This window comes from Alteromonas sp. LOR, from assembly GCF_000753865.1.
GTDB lineage: Bacteria > Pseudomonadota > Gammaproteobacteria > Enterobacterales > Alteromonadaceae > Alteromonas.
In genome coordinates, this window is the sequence record NZ_JQFW01000015.1 from 54,715 (window position 1) to 71,306 (window position 16,592).

Annotated in this window: 18 protein-coding genes; 10 read left to right on the top strand and 8 right to left on the bottom strand. The window is 43.1% G+C overall.

Features of this window, described 5'->3' with window-relative positions; all coding sequences use genetic code 11:
* Positions 1 to 25: 25 nt before the first annotated feature.
* Complete coding sequence (locus JV36_RS19685) at positions 26 to 169, bottom strand: hypothetical protein (RefSeq protein ID WP_160173362.1); 144 nt, start codon at positions 167 to 169, stop codon at positions 26 to 28.
* 55 nt (positions 170 to 224) lie between these two features.
* Between JV36_RS19685 and JV36_RS0105565 the strand changes: the two genes are divergently transcribed.
* From JV36_RS0105565 to JV36_RS0105585, 5 genes are all read left to right on the top strand, one after another.
* Positions 225 to 1,472, top strand: coding sequence for an MFS transporter (locus JV36_RS0105565; protein ID WP_235207781.1), 1,248 nt, complete (start codon positions 225 to 227; stop codon positions 1,470 to 1,472).
* Complete coding sequence (locus JV36_RS0105570) at positions 1,469 to 3,109, top strand: trehalase family glycosidase (protein WP_034331558.1); 1,641 nt, start codon at positions 1,469 to 1,471, stop codon at positions 3,107 to 3,109. The genes JV36_RS0105565 and JV36_RS0105570 overlap by 4 nt, the downstream gene beginning before the upstream one ends.
* 164 nt (positions 3,110 to 3,273) lie before the next feature.
* Positions 3,274 to 4,722 carry an adenosine deaminase family protein gene (locus tag JV36_RS0105575; RefSeq protein ID WP_235207782.1) on the top strand — a complete coding sequence of 483 codons (1,449 nt, stop codon included), beginning with the start codon at positions 3,274 to 3,276 and terminating at the stop codon, positions 4,720 to 4,722.
* A 99-nt stretch (positions 4,723 to 4,821) separates the two neighbouring features.
* Entirely contained in the window at positions 4,822 to 5,865 is a 1,044-nt protein-coding gene (locus JV36_RS0105580; RefSeq protein WP_032096397.1) for an AI-2E family transporter, read from the top strand.
* Positions 5,866 to 6,249: 384 nt separating this feature from the next.
* Positions 6,250 to 7,287 (top strand): carbohydrate porin, encoded by a 1,038-nt coding sequence (locus tag JV36_RS0105585; protein ID WP_152561554.1) that lies wholly within the window; start codon positions 6,250 to 6,252, stop codon positions 7,285 to 7,287.
* A gap of 70 nt (positions 7,288 to 7,357) precedes the next feature.
* Here the strand turns inward: JV36_RS0105585 and JV36_RS0105590 are convergent, their stop codons facing one another.
* The 4 genes from JV36_RS0105590 to JV36_RS0105605 all read right to left on the bottom strand — a co-directional run bounded on the left by JV36_RS0105590 (position 7,358) and on the right by JV36_RS0105605 (position 10,349).
* Positions 7,358 to 7,795 (bottom strand): SRPBCC family protein, encoded by a 438-nt coding sequence (locus tag JV36_RS0105590; RefSeq protein WP_032096395.1) that lies wholly within the window; start codon positions 7,793 to 7,795, stop codon positions 7,358 to 7,360.
* A gap of 211 nt (positions 7,796 to 8,006) precedes the next feature.
* Positions 8,007 to 9,332 carry a TMEM143 family protein gene (locus JV36_RS0105595; RefSeq protein WP_032096394.1) on the bottom strand — a complete coding sequence of 442 codons (1,326 nt, stop codon included), beginning with the start codon at positions 9,330 to 9,332 and terminating at the stop codon, positions 8,007 to 8,009.
* 391 nt (positions 9,333 to 9,723) lie between these two features.
* Positions 9,724 to 9,936: a hypothetical protein gene (locus JV36_RS0105600; RefSeq protein WP_032096393.1), complete on the bottom strand. Its 213-nt coding sequence runs from the start codon at positions 9,934 to 9,936 to the stop codon at positions 9,724 to 9,726.
* Positions 9,937 to 10,001: 65 nt separating this feature from the next.
* The gene (locus JV36_RS0105605) at positions 10,002 to 10,349 is read right to left on the bottom strand and encodes a hypothetical protein (RefSeq protein ID WP_032096392.1); all 348 of its coding nucleotides are present in this window, start codon (positions 10,347 to 10,349) and stop codon (positions 10,002 to 10,004) included.
* A 321-nt stretch (positions 10,350 to 10,670) separates the two neighbouring features.
* Here JV36_RS0105605 and JV36_RS19390 point away from each other — a divergent pair, with 321 nt between their 5' ends.
* From JV36_RS19390 to JV36_RS0105620, 4 genes are all read left to right on the top strand, one after another.
* Positions 10,671 to 10,808: a hypothetical protein gene (locus JV36_RS19390; protein WP_235207783.1), complete on the top strand. Its 138-nt coding sequence runs from the start codon at positions 10,671 to 10,673 to the stop codon at positions 10,806 to 10,808.
* A gap of 253 nt (positions 10,809 to 11,061) precedes the next feature.
* Positions 11,062 to 11,718, top strand: a complete 657-nt coding sequence (locus JV36_RS0105610) for a YigZ family protein (RefSeq protein ID WP_052010205.1) — start codon at positions 11,062 to 11,064, stop codon at positions 11,716 to 11,718.
* Positions 11,719 to 11,738: 20 nt separating this feature from the next.
* A complete protein-coding gene (locus JV36_RS0105615) occupies positions 11,739 to 12,263 on the top strand; it encodes a YgjP-like metallopeptidase domain-containing protein (RefSeq protein WP_032096783.1) in 525 nt (174 codons plus the stop codon).
* Complete coding sequence (locus JV36_RS0105620) at positions 12,263 to 12,613, top strand: YacL family protein (protein ID WP_032096391.1); 351 nt, start codon at positions 12,263 to 12,265, stop codon at positions 12,611 to 12,613. The genes JV36_RS0105615 and JV36_RS0105620 overlap by 1 nt, the downstream gene beginning before the upstream one ends.
* Here JV36_RS0105620 and JV36_RS0105625 read toward each other — a convergent pair.
* Positions 12,610 to 14,079 (bottom strand): esterase/lipase family protein, encoded by a 1,470-nt coding sequence (locus JV36_RS0105625; RefSeq protein ID WP_052010204.1) that lies wholly within the window; start codon positions 14,077 to 14,079, stop codon positions 12,610 to 12,612. The two genes, JV36_RS0105620 and JV36_RS0105625, sit on opposite strands and share 4 nt — an antisense overlap.
* A gap of 459 nt (positions 14,080 to 14,538) precedes the next feature.
* Here JV36_RS0105625 and JV36_RS0105630 point away from each other — a divergent pair, with 459 nt between their 5' ends.
* Positions 14,539 to 15,144, top strand: coding sequence for a hypothetical protein (locus tag JV36_RS0105630; protein ID WP_032096390.1), 606 nt, complete (start codon positions 14,539 to 14,541; stop codon positions 15,142 to 15,144).
* Positions 15,145 to 15,367: 223 nt separating this feature from the next.
* On the opposite strand, the gene JV36_RS0105635 is transcribed toward JV36_RS0105630, so the two are convergent.
* On the bottom strand, positions 15,368 to 15,616 hold the full coding sequence (locus JV36_RS0105635) for a hypothetical protein (RefSeq protein WP_032096389.1): 249 nt from the start codon (positions 15,614 to 15,616) through the stop codon (positions 15,368 to 15,370).
* Positions 15,617 to 15,663: 47 nt separating this feature from the next.
* Positions 15,664 to 16,452 carry a hypothetical protein gene (locus tag JV36_RS0105640; protein WP_032096388.1) on the bottom strand — a complete coding sequence of 263 codons (789 nt, stop codon included), beginning with the start codon at positions 16,450 to 16,452 and terminating at the stop codon, positions 15,664 to 15,666.
* Positions 16,453 to 16,592: the final 140 nt, after the last annotated feature.

Here is a 16,592-nt window from a genome sequence, read left to right on the forward strand (position 1 = left end):
CAGTCTGCAGCGTTAACAAAACCGCCTAAACAGCATTTATCCTTAAACGCCCATCGCAATACTTTGTTAGCCACTCATGCTGCGCTTGCGTATCACTGAATGCAAACGCACGACTTAATACAAACGCGTCACTCAATACAAACACACCTTCAAATGCAAACGTTTGCATTTTTATTTTCTTAGCATTACACTCCAGCTTAATTAAGTTAACAGAGTGTTTACACATGTCTCGTTTGATGATTATTGCTGCCATTGCGGTGAGTTATTATGTCTTCGCCATACTGCTAAATAGCGTAGGCACGGTGATCCTACAATCCATCAATAGTTTCGACATTAGTAAACCTCAAGCGAGCACCCTCGAGGGGTTTAAAGACCTTTCCATTGCCATTGTGTCTTTTTTGGTAGCCAGCGTTATTCCTCGGTTCGGGTATAAAATTGCCATGCTATTAGGCTTAGCTCTTGTTGCTGTAGCCTGCGCTCTTACCCCATCAGTCGCTAATTTTATGTTCATTAAAATGCTGTTCGCCTGCATCGGAACAGCATTTGCCCTAGTGAAAGTGTCGGTGTACGCCATTATTGGTCAGCTTTCATCGTCGACAAAAACCCACTCATCATTAATGAACACCATAGAGGGCATTTTTATGTTGGGTGTTTTGTCTGGCTATTGGATTTTCGCGGGCTTTATCGATCCGAATAACGACGCCTCTCTTGCTTGGCTCAATGTTTATTATCTTCTTGCTGCCTTAGTTGCGCTTACGTTTGTTATTGTGATGTTTGCGCCCATTAAGGCGGTGAAGCTTTCTGACGACGCTACCATTGCAAGTGAATTCACTAGCATGCTCAGACTTGCCTACAAGCCGCTGGTATTAGTATTCATTTTTTCTATCTTTCTCTATGTATTGATTGAACAAGGCATAGGTTCATGGCTACCAACCTTCAATAAAGAGGTGCTTGGATTACCTACCCAAGTGAGCATTCAAATGACGAGCATTTTCGCCATAGCCCTCGCAGTGGGCCGCTTGACAGCCGGTGCTGTGCTAAGAAAAATGAACTGGTATCCGTTTTTAAACATCTGTCTTGTGGGAATGGCAATTGTCATGCTTATTAGCTTACCTTTGGCTGAAAATAGCGGCGCGCATAGTGATATATCCAGTTGGACCGGCGCCCCACTAGCAGCATTTCTTATACCAATGATTGGACTAATGATGGCGCCAATTTACCCAGTTATTAACTCAGTTATGTTAAGCGCCCTGCCTTTGCAGCAGCATGCGCCAATGACTGGGCTCATAGTTGTGTTTTCGGCCCTTGGTGGCACAACAGGCTCAATCGTCACTGGTTTTGTCTTTGATGCCATGGGAGGACAAAACGCGTTTTACCTATCCCTTGTTCCTATAGCGGGACTTCTTGCCACGCTCTTTTTCTTCAAAAAAGCATCATCTTCTTCTGAATTACAGGATGCCTCATCATCATGAACTCTTCTTTGCATAGCTGGCGCGACAGTCTGGCGTTTTTTAACAGCGACTTATTTCGACACGTTCAAATGGCCGAACTATTTCCTGATAGCAAAACCTTTGCCGATGCCATAGTAAAAACAGACCTAACAACAGTACTTCAACAATACGAACAAGAGTTGCAGATAGCGAGTGAGGAAGGTGGCGAGGTAGACTTGCACAACTTTGTGGACGCACACTTTACGCTACCAGATAGCGACAATGCGACCTCGACGTTGCCATGCGACGATATAACTACTTATATTGCCAATATGTGGGATGTACTTACGCGCACTCCCGATACTCAACACAAAGATAGTTTAATTGCGTTAGCTCGCCCTTACATTGTGCCAGGTGGTCGTTTTCGCGAGATTTATTACTGGGATAGTTATTTTACCGCGCAGGGTCTTGTGCATGCTGGGCGAAGCGATATGGCTATTAATATGCTGGAAAACTTTGTAGATATTCTTAACGAAGTGGGCTGTATCCCCAACGGCAACCGGGCTTATTATCACTCTAGAAGTCAGCCGCCTATTTTAGCGTTGTTCTACAACTTGCTAGAAAACCAACTTTCAGAAAAACAAAGAGCCTACATCATTGATGGGCTAAAAAAAGAGTACGCCTTTTGGATGCAAGGGGCTAATAAAGCCCTTAGCGACGGTGATAAAGCCTTAAGCGATGGTGATAAAGCCTTTAGCGAAGACAAAGCCTTTAGCGAAGACAAAGCCCTTAGCGACCGTAATAAAGCCTCTAGCGAAACTAGTAGAGATCACGTAAAAACGCGGGCCGAACTTCGCACCGTGACAATGCCCTGCGGCGCTGTGTTAAATCGCTATTTCGATCCCGAGCCAACACCAAGGCCCGAATCTTATAGGGAAGACATAGAAACTGCTAATAATATCAATGCCGATAAAGGCGGGTTTTATCAACATATCAGGGCGGCCTGCGAATCGGGCTGGGACTTCAGCTCTCGCTGGCTTGAAAACCCACAGCAGCTTGAAAGCATCAGAACCACAGAACTGCTCCCTATCGATTTAAATGCGCTTTTAGCTTCACTAGAACAAACACTATCACGGGTGACCGAAGGCAAAGAGCGCGCAATTTACCAAGATGCGTTAACAAGCAGAAAACAGGCTATAAATACTTACTTGTACAGTGCAAAGAAAGGCGGTTACTTTGACTGCCACTTTCCTAGCATGACACAAACGTCTGTTGTATCAGCGGCTATGACTGTTCCGCTTTTTGTGAACATAGCAAGCGATACTCAGGCTGCTACAGTCCAACACACACTGATGAACGATTTGCTTAAAAAGGGTGGCGTAGTAACTACTACAAACACTACATCTCAACAATGGGATGCGCCAAACGGCTGGGCACCTCTGCAATTTTTTGCAGCAATAGGTATGGCAAATTATGGTTTCAACGACGATGCTACAGAAATTATGCAGCGTTTTTGCACTACGGTTGAAGATAGCTTTGCCAATACCGGTGCCTTACTTGAAAAGTATAATGTGTGCGTGCCTACTGAGACTGCAGGGGGCGGCGAATATGATGTACAGTTGGGATTTGGATGGACTAACGGCGTTTACAGCTATTTCAAAAACGCGCTCAAGGGGTAGTTTTGCCCCTATTTCACCCAGTTCGTTGTTCACTTAGCCTTTATTCATATACAAAACAGTCATTTAAAACTACCCTCTTACGTAGACTTACAGGTCATATAATTGCAATGATTTGATGCATTTCAGATAATCACTCAAGTAACCTGCTAATAGAGGACAGTTTTTTGTTAAATCACATCAAGGCTCTCGCTTGCCTACTTATACTCAGCCTGCCTGCTAGTGCAGCGGATACATCGTCATTGGTGTCTGAGTCGACAATGTCAGAGTGGTTCAACGCATTTAAACAACGCGCAACACCAGCGCAAATGTATAACTTCTTGCATGCCATGCCCAAAGGCGGTGATATTCATCATCACCTTTCCGGCGCTGGCATGAGCGAGTGGTGGTGGGATATCGCCACAAATTCAAAGCAAAACGGCGGCTATACTTATTACACAAAAACAGCACCCACATTATGTAACGGTTACGGCACGAACGAATTTGGCTTTAATCCTCAGCTGTTGATGTTTCACACCGTTTCAGCCTTTACTTACGAGCAGCTCTCTATCTGCGAAAAAAACAATTACACCCTGCTTACCAACTTGAGCAAGACGCAAAAGCAGGCGTTTCTAAACAGCATTAGATTGGATAAGCCTCACGAGGGCCGCGACGAGTTTTTTCAGACTCATTGGCAACGCCTGGGAGACATGCTGCTTAACCCTCATATACAAGCCTATTTACTATTAAAGAACATGCAGGCGTACCAACAGGAAAACGTAATGTACTTAGAAACTCAGCTTCAAGTAACAGACATGCGGTTTCCAGACGGCTCTGCCTATACGCCCAAAGCTACTGCCGAACTGTTTGTAGAGATGTTAGAAAGCGACGCTGCGGTAGATACCAATGTGCAAGTACGCTTCCAACTAGCGATTGTTCGCTTCTTACCTAACGCTGAACAACAGCTTGAAGAAGCATGGACGTTTGTTGATGGGCATAGAGGCTACTTTGTTGGCATCAACTTTGTGGGCAGAGAAGATAATGACAAAGGGTATCCACTGCGTTTTTTATCCACACTACGTAAGCTTCGTGCTCAGTCACCACCGGTATCGCTAAGTGTTCATGCTGGTGAGTCGGATGAGCCCAATACTCACATTAAAGATACGTTGCTGCTGGGCGCAGACAGAATTGGTCATGGGTATAACCTGATTGGAGACCCAGACACGCTATTGATGATGCGCAACTCTCCCTACCTAGTGGAGATAAACCTCATATCTAACCTGCTGTTGGAATATGCAGAGAGTATTGATGAACATCCCTTCCCAGAGTACTTGCGAACAGGCGTGCCGGTGACGCTTTCAACCGATGATAGAGGCATGTGGAGCAGCAATTTAACTGATGAGTATTACTTAGCGGTATCACACTTTGATTTATCGTGGGATGAATTGGTTGAGTTAAATACAAACGCGATAGTTCACAGCTTCATGTCAAATGAAGACCGCGAGACATTACTGCTTCGCCTCAAAAAAGAAACTCAGCGCTTTATTGATAATAGGTTGAACAATACGCCAATAGCAGACGTACAGCAGCACTACACCTTTATTTGCAGCTACGCACCTGCTGTTTGCAGCGAATAGTAAAATTGATAGGACACAGGCGATAGTGCATAGGCAATGCAGGAGCTTTGTCAGCCTTTGCACCGCTTAGCTACAGAGTATAACAGGGAGTAAGGACATATGACATCAACAGGAAAAAGGCAGATTCAATACTGGGCACTCGCCCTCGGCGCACTCATCCTTGTGCTGTGGTTTTTAGGCGATGGGCTGTTACCGTTTATTTTAGGTGCAGTGGTTGCCTACATTCTCAACCCAGTCGCAGAAAAATTGGAGAGTAAAGGATTCAGCCGACCCGCGGCTACTGCCCTGATAACACTTTCAGCAACGCTCATTTTTGCGCTCACTGCGCTTCTTGTTGTACCAGCAGTCGTGGCGCAAGCAATAAGCTTATTCGAATCTGGCCCAGATTTGTTCAACAGTTTGAGTGAGTGGTTAAGTAAAACACTCCCGTCAGTGTTTGGTGAAAGTACTACATTACGCTCAGTGATGAATTCTGCTAGTGACGTTTTAAAAGAGCGTGGCGGTGAGTTTTTAAGTACTGCATTTAGCTCTGCAGCAAACATCATCGATTTGGCAATGCTGTTTGTAATTGTGCCTGTAGTAGCCGTTTATCTACTTTTAGATTGGCACCGCATGAGTTCAACTATTTACGGTTTGCTTCCCCGCAAACATGAACCCGTTATTCGCGACTTATTGAAAAAAATAGATAAAACCTTAGCTGGATTTATTCGCGGTACCGGCTCCGTATGCATTATTTTAGGCGTTTACTATGCCATCTCGCTGATGCTTGTGGGCCTTAAATTTGGTCTAGTGGTGGGGTTTGCAGCAGGATTGATAAGCTTCATTCCTTATTTAGGCGCTATCGTGGGCGGATTACTTGCGTTAGGTTTGGCTTTATTTCAGTTTTGGAATGAGTGGATTTCAGTGGCGATGGTAGTGGGAATTTTCGTGTTTGGCCAGGCCGTTGAAGGCAACTTTATTACACCTAAACTCGTTGGGGATTCTGTAGGATTACACCCAGTATGGCTCATTATGTCGCTGTCTATTTTTGGTAGCTTGTTCGGCTTTTTAGGGCTTTTAGTTGCAGTACCTCTGGCCGCCATAATTGGTGTACTAATCCGCTTTTTCATCGATAAATACAAACACAGCGACCTATATAAATAAAGGGGGTCAGGTCCACATTTTCGAACTAATTAGTCACGCAGCTCTGAACTTCTGTTCGATAAGCTTCTGTTCGATTAGCTTCTAAGCTTTAAGTTTGTGCTCTTTTAACATCTGGGCTTTTAACAGCTGTTTTTTTTACACCTGGGCCATTGATTTAAGCACCTACTTTGATGCAACTTTTTGAAGCCTATTCTTTAAACGTCGTTTCTTTTAAAAGCTCAGGTGAGCTAATTCGTGTATGACTTACGTAAAAAGGAGTCTAAATGATGGTTAGTAGTGATATTCAACCAGTAAATTGGAAGAAAGGTTTTTCCCATTCTATTCGGCATTTCACAATTAAAAAAACGAGCAGTACGATTTAGCACGCTCAAGCTCAGTGTGGTTTTGGCATCATGCTTTTGTGCTGCCAATACCTTGGCAAATCCGCTCTCACTTACTCTCGTTCACGACACAAGCTATGTAGTATCGGGAGGACTAGAGGAGCACGCTACTATAAATAGGACGCTGGGTATTGTTGCCTATGAATATCGTATTAACGACAGCACGTTATTTTTTGCAGATGCTCAAGTATTAAGAGGGAACAATGGTAGTGACTCTGTTGGCGATCTTCAGGCATTTTCGAATATTGATGAAGATGAGCTCACAAAAATGTATGAGGTTTGGGTAGAGAAGTCATTTTATGAAGAAAGCCTGCGCTTCAAAATAGGTCAAGTCGATGCAAATAATGAATTCGCCTATGCTGAACATGCTGGAGAGTTTATTCACTCGTCCATGGGTTTTAGCCCAACGATTTCCTATTTCCCCACTTATCCAAGCCCTCGACTATCGGTGAATGCATTTTATAGCGCCACGCAAAATACACAGCTATCTATTGGGCATTACGCCAATCAAAATCGCAGCTTTAGTAACGGTTTCACCGTGGGGCAATGGACACAACATATAGGCAACGTTACGGCTGCCATTGGCGGCTGGATGCAATCGGGAGACATAGTGCCATTAGTAGATAATGAAAATGACAAATCTTCATTATCTCAGGATGCTAGCGGGCTTTTCGCCACTCTGTCTGGTGAGTTTAGCTCTCGATTATTTGCAGCACAGAACGGTGGTTGGTTTTTGCAGTATGGACGAAGTAGCGATACAACCAGTGAAATAGACACGCACATTGGCGCTGGACTAACGTGGTACGGCATCAATAACCGTAAAGACGACGTGTTAGGGCTTGGCATATCTCATATTACCACCAGCCACCTTCTCGCATCTCAATATAAGCGAGACGAAACAGCGATAGAGCTGTTTTATCGTTTTCAGCTAACAGATACCCTTGCGCTTAAACCAGACATACAGTTTATTGCAAACCCTGCCGCCGACAGGGAAGCAAAAGACGCTCTTGTTTTAACAATGAGAGTAGAGCTGTCTATTTAAAGAAGGTTTCTATCTAAAGAAGATTTCTTTCTAAACAAGCCCCTCTCTCAATGGAGCACTGTGGCTCACGTTATGAATTGCCAATCTGCTTTAAGATACTACCAAACGCTCTTCCACCGTTTTTTTGAATTTGCTTATCGAAATACAAACTTCCCAACAAGAAAATAGTGATATGGCCTTTTGAGCGCCACGTTGCGTGGGTTTTACCGTCTTTTTCTTGAAGCGTGATTTCGCCTAGCTGATGGTCGTAAGGCAGTGGTTTCGACTTTATGACTTTGTAGCCAAGTTTATAAGGAGGCTCAAACGCGACAATTTCTTCATGTAGATTAGCGCCACCTGCGATAATTTCACGCACAGCGCCTAACCCGTTTTTATCGTCCTTACCATGAACGAGTAAGTTCGCTTCATCCACGCCTTTAAACTGCGCATAGTTTTCGTGATCGCTTAGCATCGCAAACACATCGTGGATAGGTTTATCGATTACTCTTTCTACATGAATTGAAAACATTATATACCTACTACAAAAAACGTGAGCCTATTGAACGCTAGAATATAGAGCAATGTGTGAATAGCTCAAATAACCACTTTTTATCTGCAACTATAGGCAACTCGGCCATTATTTGAATAGGTTTGTTTTTGGAGTAAGCTGTATCTGCAGAAGATGGACCTGCAAGAAATGTCCTTCAATAGATACACCTCTAAAAACTAAACCTGCAAAGCTAGCCTTGGTAAATATTATCCCAATACTCGTCTAATTCTTTAATAGCATTTTTTAACGGCTTGGCCGTGAATCGCTCATTATTTTTATCTACAAGCTTTGTTGCTACGAGCCCTGTTTCTACTCGCTTTGTTTCTACTGGCTTTATTTCTACCAACTTCATTTTAACTAATTTATCGATAGCATCAGACACATCAAAGTCTAAGGTGCAATGGTGCGTTTGCTCAAACCAAGCTTCAATCTCTTTATCGAGTTCATCTGCGCTCATCCCTTCTCCTTCATGTTTTAACAAGAAGGTATATGCCAACAACGCTTCTTTACAATCTTCCTCTTCTGCGGCGTCTACCAGAGTGTGAAACACGCCAGCGTTGTTATCTAAATTCTTAAAATAAAGATTGTCAGACAAGGCTTTCATAAACCGTATTTTTCGATTTTTAAACTTCGTCCATTCTTTAAAAACAAAGCTGCCAAAAACCCCCATACCAATACCAAAGGTAATAAGGCTTTGCTTAGTAAGCTCTACTGACTCATCTTTAAGCCCCAACCAAAACGCGAGAAACGACGACAGCAGTAATATAGACGCCCCTAATTTCGTCACTAACACAACAATGCCACCGACCGTTGCCGACGCCCCAATGATAAGTTTATCGAGCGGACGCATTTTCACTTCACTGTTTGGAAACAGCATTTCCAAATCTGCTTTGGGCACGTTTTGAAACAGCTTAATAATAGTGGCCCCAGGGATGAAAGTGACAGGAAGCTGTTTTTTAGTGTTTTTGCGTTGGTCGAAGTAGTCTTTATCTTTAAAGGTAATATAAACCGCCACTCGATCGTAGTTGGTAAACGATATCGATTTTTTGCGCAAACCAAAGAACGTACGTAACGTTTCTGTTTTAACCGATTCACCTCGGCGATAAAACACGACTTCTTGAAAATCGTCAAAACTTACCGCCAAGCGAACTTTAAACAGCGACTCTTCATGTAGCGCATCTTCTAAATCAGTATCGGTGACTTTTTCAAAGTTGGCAGAATCTAATAATGTGGAAAACTCACTGGCGAAGTCTTTTTGAACGGCCTTACGTTCGCTATCTGTAATGTCTTTCAGCGTGCGGGTATCTTTGTTGGGGTCGAATAGCGCGTAGCTGTTTTTCAAGCGCTCTAGCTGTTCGTGATACTGAAAGTGAATGCGACTCACCAACAAATTACAAAACACCTCAAAGGAGTTAGCAGTGCTATCAGCATCAGCGGTTTCTTTGTTAATGAGGACATCGTTACACATGTAAACAACATCGGCTTTGCGAAAAGGTATAAATCGTTCTGAGGACATAACCGTTCTAACGTAGGTAATTCACTAACACTTGGAACACCGTTTTTTATTTTGTCAGTGGTGTTATCCAAGTGGCTAACGAAACAAATTCATGTGCTCAGTAAACCATAAATGACTGATAACACAATGCACCTAAAGGCTACTTACAACATAAATTGGTGTTTGATAATAAGGTGCTCTAATTAATGAAAAGTATTAATCAAGCGTAGCGCTAATAAAGCGTTTGAAGGCCTTTCTTATGTAAGAGGTCCACAAATCCCCTTTAAACTCAATGACGCTAGTTACAGTATAGATTTGCTAAACATGGAGACGGTCTCCAAGGGCAGCTTAAAACCTGCCCCAGAACAGCCGGAGATTATAGCAACGACATCCGTACTTGCTGCTTTGGCTTTTAAGACTTTGATATTTTTTGATTGCTTAATGAAAAAACTAGAATAATTATCATACCGCCAAGTGATGACGCACCAATAAATCCTGACCAAAAATGATTACTTAAACCAAAAATTACTTGAGGTTCCATTCGACCTAATAGGGGTGCGACAATAGTAGCTATCAAAAGTAGAGCCGCCGCATAATAAGGTATCGATTTACTGTCAATTTTCACAAATTTGTTCCTATGTAAAAGCATTTTAAAAGCGACTTGAGGACGCTCAGTTTAGGTGTATTTGGTTACTTCTCTGGCCGAGTGAAGTACCTATAAGGGGTCCACGTGAAAGCGAGATCCCAGCCCTCATTTTCATATTCTTTCACTAAGCTTGACCCTCGCAAAGAAACAACACGGATATTTTCCACTGGTGCGTCCGTTTGGGTAAAATAGAGAGTCAGCCACGTTGCGCCGACGATCTTTCTCCCCTTGGCGCCCTCTTCTCGCATAATCTTAGCCTCGTTGAATACAGTGACGCCCCTGCGAGTAATGCGAGTGCTATCCTGAGGGTCAAAGTCAGCTTCACCTGAATAGATTGCATTGGTTTCCGTGGAGAAACGTTGTTGCGCAGCTTGACGACTAATACCAAGCAATTTGCCTATTTCCGCCCAACTTAACCCAGCTCTACGCCCAGACTGAACCCACTGCGCGAGCGATTTGTTAGCTTCGTCAGCTGCAATATAAGCCTCAACAATTAGACCAGCATAATCTTCCGAGGTAGCATTATCTAAAGCTTCAGGTTTACTTTCCGTGTGCCAGTTTAGGATAAAGTCAGCAACTTTATTTCTGAGCTCTTTTTCCTTTGCAATGTCAATAATCGCCTCCTTTAAGCAGTATGAATAACGTCAACATAACATTGACAAGGAAAGTGTCAACACAAAATTGACAAAAGCGAGGTGGTAAAAAGCGATATATTGCTTAAGGCTTTAGTTACACTTCAACTACAAGGCTCGTTGTTAGACGAGGTCAATGAGTTGGTTGCGGATGCTGGTGGTTATAATGCAAGGCAGCGCAAAGGCCGTAAAACTCAGGAGATTAATGATGACTTCTGAGGCTTATGTTTTTATTGATAGGTTCAGAGTCATTGCACTAATTCTTAGAGCAGGACTGTAAATGAAAAATGTTGGACCTGATAGCATTCTTAAATCATACATTTAGCATATCTCTGCGCTAAAATAGGCCCACAGTTTCAAGCATTTCTTTCAATATCATCAATCACATCTATATCGTATTCTATTGCACTTTCTATTGCACTACCTCTACGACCCGCTTAATTGCAGCTGCGCAATGGGGTATACTTACCGAATGAATTATCCCGTTCCCGCCAATCAGGTTGAAGTCCTGTTTGAAGTCAAGAAAAGCAAGTTTATTGCGATGGCAGCATTTGCCAACTCTCGAGAGAGCGCAATGGCTGTGCTTGATGAAGTGAAACAGCGCTATCCCGATGCACGACATCACTGCTGGGCCTATATTTTTGGTCCTCCAAGCTCTCCAGTAAGCGCTGCGATGGCCGATGATGGCGAGCCAAGTGGCACAGCCGGCAAACCTATTTTAAACGTGCTTCAGCATAAAAATATTGGCGATGTAATGATTGTAGTGACTCGTTACTTTGGCGGTATAAAGCTGGGCGCTGGCGGCCTTGTTCGCGCTTATTCTGCATCGGCGCAGCAAGCCATCGAACAGCTCACTGTACGAGAAGAAGTTACCCTTCACTCGCTTACCGTTGATGTAGACTTTAAGCACGAACAATTTGTTAGGCATTTGGTTCAGCAAGCGTCGGGAAATATTGCCGACTGTCGCTATGCACAGCAGGTCAGTATTGATATTCAAATACCCGTTTCCCACGTAGAAGAAATAAAGCAGCAGCTGGCGCCAATTGTTAATCAAGACATTGAGGACCAGCAAGGTGACAGCCCGGACGTTGACAGCAAGCAAAGCAAATTGAATGATTCGTCAGTATGAGTGCCAATATGAGTGCCAATATGAAAAGCAGGCTTCAATATCTCTCACACTACCCTGAGAGACTGCAACAACAAATTCAACAGATGATTGACGACAATGCTCTGGGAGATTGGCTGCGCACTCGTTACCCTGCCACTCATTCAGTGGCAAACGACAACGACTTACGCGAATATGTGATGGGGCTTAAAAACCAGTATATGAAAAAAACTCAACCGTTGAGTAAGGTCATATACGATCAAAAAATCCATATTGTGAACCACGCCCTTGGATTGCACTCCTATGTATCTCGGGTACAAGGCGGCAAATTAAAGAGCAAAAATGAGTTGCGAGTGAGCAGCTTGTTTAAAAACACGCCCGAGCCATTCTTGAACATGATAGTGGTGCATGAACTAGCCCACCTTAAAGAAAAAGAGCATAACAAAGCCTTTTACAAACTCTGCCAACACATGCTGCCCGATTACCATCAGATTGAATTTGATGTACGGGTGTACCTCACTGAACTCGAATTAACCGGGCATGTTTATCAAATGCCTAAGGAAGCCTAATGGATTTTCAATTTCGCACTGACATGTTAGGGGAACCCTCCGCCAAATGTGATATTGAATGCGAAGCATTTGGTGATTGGTTGAGTAACGATTTAGGCACAGATCGCGCAAGCATTAATACGGTGCTAGATGCCATTGAAAACCTGCTGTGTCGCAATATTCCTGATTACCAATTTATTGGCAAGGAATATACGTTAACCATTGAGGACGACGAAGTGATACTTACCCTCAATCACAACGAAACCAGTCACAAAGAATTTGCCGAAGATTACGACCAAGAGATGCAAGCAGGTTGCGGCTTAGCAGATTTCAAACATTTACTGCAAGAATGGAAGGCGTTTATTCGTTAATAAGCGTCCTCTGAAAGCCACCGGTGAATAACGTCGTAAATTGTTTTATTTCCCAGTAAACCAAGGTGACTGATGTTATTCCCCACCCACAGATTCTCTGGTTTGAAATCTAGATTAAACGCTTCATTTTCATGAATGCCTAGTGCGCTATTAAGGGGCACTAAACCATCACCAACGAGATGCTTATTTATAGCGTTAGGCGATGCCGAGGACGTTGTTGCAATGGCAAAACACGCTACCCCATCAGGCAGTGGAATAGGTTTGCGTTGATCGTTAACAAAATCAAAAAGCCGCTCAGAGTGAGTGTCGCTTTCAACGATATATCCGTGCCGAAGGTCGGCAATACCTGCACTGCGAATTTGAGTAATACGTGTTAAAGGAGCCGTGAAGTGATGCATACCTAAAAATAGGTCTACCCAGTTACCCGCTTTTTCAAGGGGCGCACCGTGATGTGGGGTGCCAAGAAACACTATTTTTTTCAAATACTCGGCCCACTGTGCCTTTTCTTCGGCTGCCTCTGTGATTGCCGCCGCTTCTGATATTGCAGCTTTAGCATAATAAAGCGCGCTTCTTGTGACCAACCCGCCCATGCTATGGGCAACAACTGAAATATCTAATGAATGCTGGCTTTGTAGCAGCCCAAACTGCGTCGTCAACTTGCCTAATAGCGCGTTTAACTCCACCCCATTTTGGTATATATGCCGCCCCGTATTGTAGTGCAAATAAACCGTGGTGCATGAGAGGTCATTAGCAAGGTGATAACCATGATCGTGCTCACTTTGCCGCCACTGCACATCATTCATACATAAGCCGTGTACCATGATAAGAAGCTTACCCTCAGACTCTGCGATGTGTCGCGCCAATGCGTCTAGCTCTATATCGTTGCCGTGTTGACGAAATGTCATTGCGATGGACAGCGGACTTTGCTGTGTATGAAGGTAATCGCCTATAACGCCATTTATGGCTGAGAGTAATGTAGGTTTTATCGATGAAGGTGATGGTGAATGCGTTGATGATAGCGGTGCTGCTTCGCTTACATTGCCATTTACACTATCATTATCACTAGCATTGCCACCGACATTGTCTTTGAGGCTGCCGCTGTCTCTGTTATTCAAACTGTCGTTTAATACCGAGAGCGGCACACTAATGCGCTTGCTTACCTCGTTAGTAATGCCGCGTATACTGTCGTAAACCATGCCAGTAATACCACTGCTAAGCGTCTGATTTGATTTTAGTGTTGATTGTTGTATTGGTGGCGAAAGCCAATTCAGCGGATTAATACGGTTGTGCATCGTTTCAATTACCAAGGTAAGTTGAATAACCGCATCGGCAATTAGCCGATTAGCTTCTTGCGCCTGAGAGGGCTTTTTTGTTTGAGTTTGTTTGCCAGTATTTTTGGCATCAGCACCCTTGGTATTAATAGCCTTGGTATTAGTTGCTTGGGCATCTGTTTTTGGGTTAGACAAAGCATGCCCTTCCTATTATCAAGTTGCTCTAAGCATAGCAGTAATGGCGTAAGGGCAATCTAATTTTTGTACAGCACGGTTTGCTCTAATTGCTTTTACTGTACTTATTTTGCCTCTCTTACTTTGATTTGCCTATTTCAACCTATTCACCAAATTTGCACCAGCAGGTAAATACCTGCGCCTTAACGAAAGAACAAAAAATTAAAAAATAATAATCATAGCGCAGCTCACTAGAATTAGTACGCTAAGCGACATATGAGGATAGCTACTGATATCAACGACTTGTTCAACACATTTTAATTTGCTACGTTTACATTGTATAAATTTAAAGCGCTCCTTACACAACATTGTAATAAGTAATAAAAAGAATGGACGTATGCCTATTGCAATTCACGAGCGCAGCAAGACAAATTTTTAATAGCAAGTTGTCGTTATTCTGAAGGAAAAGAGGATTTCACTATGCTCAAAAAATACCAAGCCAAAAACTACACAGCTATACCGGTTTTCTGCCAACAATACGCCAAGCTAGCAGTATTTCTTTCTGCAGTTGTTAGCCCATTTGCCATGGCTTCGTCATATATTCCATCAACTGGAAATGCCGCAGACACAGTCACCAATGAAACTATCGAGGTATTAGGCAAACGACCAGTTTCTTATTACCGAAGTAAGCTTTTCGACGCGCAAGTGTCGTTTTTCAAAACATACAATACTGTGGCCGAAAAATCAGGCTATAAGGTAAAGTGTAAGCCATGGGAAAATAATCTTAACCACCGTGGTTGCCAGGCACTATTTGTAAATGAAATCCTCGATGAGTACAGAAATCCTGTTTTCTTAGCTTCTGGCTATTCTAACGACCACTACACTGGACCAGGCGTAGGAGGTTCAACAAGTTATCGAATAAGCCAATCTGAACTGCAGAAAAAAATGCAGGAAGTGCAAGCGGCGCAATACGAAGATATGATTGAAAAAATAGAAACCGTTGATGAAGTAAAAGAAAGCTTTACAGCATTGACTAGAGCGAAGATGAGATATGCCAAACGTGTCTCACAAGAGCAAAGCGAATAGGCTATATCAGTTTAATCAATCGGTTCAGCTTAATTGGCCGTGCTGGCTATGTTCGTTAAGCGTTTTAGTAAGCCACAGCAAAAATAGAAAAAGGCCTGAGTCCGATACAATATCGAAATCAGGCCTTGGTTGCCGCTTAGAAATGAGTCCAACTTAATGGGGTCACTTCAAAATACGCTCCTTTTTTATGTCAGTTATCTGCGACTTTGTATCATGAAGAACACTATGGACATGGTCCCTGCATAGAAAACATTTGTTCGTCTTGCGGCGAGTAAAAACGCCATGTACAGGTTTCAAGTCCACCACCACTGCTGCTTAATTGGGGAATGAACCCTCTTCCTCTGCCATAATCCACTGGGCTGCTATCGCCAAAATTTCCGCCTACAGGGTCAGATTGAACACTCGCCTCTATATAATTATTTAACTTTTCAAGTAAGCACGCGTTTACATTAATTGCTCCGCCTTGTCTCAATGCGCTAATTGCAAGACCATCGATACGTGAACCATGGTCATTTATCCCTAGAGCAATGATGTTGTTTTTATAATAACGCTATACACAATTTTATTTCTAGCTGGGCTCGAATCATCGCTAGAAAAATTCACCTCTAATAGTTTGCCAATAGAACGAAAGTCCCGAGTGCCCTCGATTCCAACTCCTCCTGCACCAACAGAAAATGTATCTGCTGCGAAATAGCTATAGGCAAATTTAGATTCGGGCTTGGAATGCTTGCCTTTGTATTCGATTTGCAAGTATTGCTGTATGTTACTTCGGGTCCTTGCGTCAAAAGTAGCTCTTACCGCTTTTGCTATGTTTGAACTATCATCGCAGTTACTGAAGGGTTTTGTACCAGATGTATTCGCTTTGCTATCAAACAAACTTGGTGTGTTTTCGAGGTGTTGATTAACCGTTTCTCTAACAGCATCGAGCTCAGAGTAGGTTGTAAGAATATCCGTCATCAACATCTCAGCTTCACCGCTTACCGAGAAGCGCTGTACGTTTAATTTCCCGTCGTCTTCTCCTCCGCCTTTATTATCGCGAAATAGTTCAAAGCCCCAGACTTGCCCTGTAGATGGGTTGGCCACCAAAATTTGATTTGGTTGGTAGTAACATTTAGGGAGTTCTAGACCAATATCAACGTCTTTATGGCAGGTAATTTCAGTCTTGAATTTAAGTGCAATGCGTTTTGCCTCAACTTCATTGCAGTCATTGCAGATTTTGGCGCGGTAATTTTCTGCTGTGGCTGAAAAGGCAGTGAATAGCGTTGCAAGCAGGCATGATTTGGCTAGCACTTTTATCCATGTGTTCATTCGTCCATTTTTCCCTATTTCCATTTTACTATGTATAAATATAAATGCGATGCGACCTCTTCACCGCCCTCTTAACGTCTCAAATTGTCTACTCACTGTCAAAGAAACTGTTTTTGTTTATCCTTAGCGTTCTCGCAAAA

Coding starts and splice junctions, on each gene's coding strand:
- JV36_RS0105630 (WP_032096390.1), top strand. CDS start 14,539: ATGCTCAAAAAATACCAAGCCAAAAACTACACAGCTATACCGGTTTTC.
- JV36_RS0105590 (WP_032096395.1), bottom strand. CDS start 7,795: ATGTTTTCAATTCATGTAGAAAGAGTAATCGATAAACCTATCCACGAT.
- JV36_RS0105620 (WP_032096391.1), top strand. CDS start 12,263: ATGGATTTTCAATTTCGCACTGACATGTTAGGGGAACCCTCCGCCAAA.
- JV36_RS0105565 (WP_235207781.1), top strand. CDS start 225: ATGTCTCGTTTGATGATTATTGCTGCCATTGCGGTGAGTTATTATGTC.
- JV36_RS0105610 (WP_052010205.1), top strand. CDS start 11,062: ATGAATTATCCCGTTCCCGCCAATCAGGTTGAAGTCCTGTTTGAAGTC.
- JV36_RS0105580 (WP_032096397.1), top strand. CDS start 4,822: ATGACATCAACAGGAAAAAGGCAGATTCAATACTGGGCACTCGCCCTC.
- JV36_RS19685 (WP_160173362.1), bottom strand. CDS start 169: ATGCAAACGTTTGCATTTGAAGGTGTGTTTGTATTGAGTGACGCGTTT.
- JV36_RS0105570 (WP_034331558.1), top strand. CDS start 1,469: ATGAACTCTTCTTTGCATAGCTGGCGCGACAGTCTGGCGTTTTTTAAC.
- JV36_RS0105615 (WP_032096783.1), top strand. CDS start 11,739: ATGAAAAGCAGGCTTCAATATCTCTCACACTACCCTGAGAGACTGCAA.
- JV36_RS0105595 (WP_032096394.1), bottom strand. CDS start 9,332: ATGTCCTCAGAACGATTTATACCTTTTCGCAAAGCCGATGTTGTTTAC.
- JV36_RS0105640 (WP_032096388.1), bottom strand. CDS start 16,452: ATGAACACATGGATAAAAGTGCTAGCCAAATCATGCCTGCTTGCAACG.